This is a genomic window from Thiohalocapsa halophila (genome assembly GCF_016583825.1).
GTDB classification, from domain to species: domain Bacteria; phylum Pseudomonadota; class Gammaproteobacteria; order Chromatiales; family Chromatiaceae; genus Thiohalocapsa; species Thiohalocapsa halophila.
In genome coordinates this window covers 1-538 of sequence record NZ_NRRV01000286.1, presented here as the reverse complement: position 1 = coordinate 538, position 538 = coordinate 1, and the positions used below count along the sequence as shown (strand labels likewise).

Below are 538 nucleotides of genomic sequence, written 5' to 3'. Positions count from 1 at the left end.
GGCTTGATCGCCTCCGTAACCTCGGCCCAAAACCGCACCTCTCCGCGTGGCGAGCCTACCACTACCTCATCGCCATCGCCAATGCCGCGCGCCGCGGCATCGGTCGGATGGATCTGAACCCGCGGGCGCGGGTCTCCCGCCAAGGCGCTGGGCGCATTGCGCTGTTGAGAATGGGTGAAGAATTTCATCCGCCCCCCCGACGTCAGCACCAGGGGGTATTGAGCCGCCAAGCCCGGCGTAGCAATTGGACTCTCCACCGGCTCGCAATACTTGGGCAAGCCGTCATGGCCGGCCTGGGTCAGCTCCGACGAATCGAACTCGATCTTGCCGCTGGCGGTCGGGAACCCGCGCAGTCGGTACAGGCGCTCGGCATCCAGATAGCCGTCTTCGACGAGCCCGTCTATCGCCTCGGCATATACCGTGACGCCTTCCGGGTTGCTGTAGACCTCCTCGCGAATTTCCTCCGGCAGGCCTTCCGCGATTGCCGCCCAAGACGCCTGCAGATCACCGTGCCAGAATTGCTCCGCCATCCCTAGAC

The 538-nt window shown here is 64.7% G+C and carries 1 protein-coding gene; it reads right to left on the bottom strand.

All coding sequences use genetic code 11. From position 1 onward, the window contains the following. Positions 1-538: molybdopterin dinucleotide binding domain-containing protein (locus tag CKO31_RS26425; RefSeq protein ID WP_274607826.1), on the bottom strand; the 538-nt coding region annotated here is incomplete at both ends.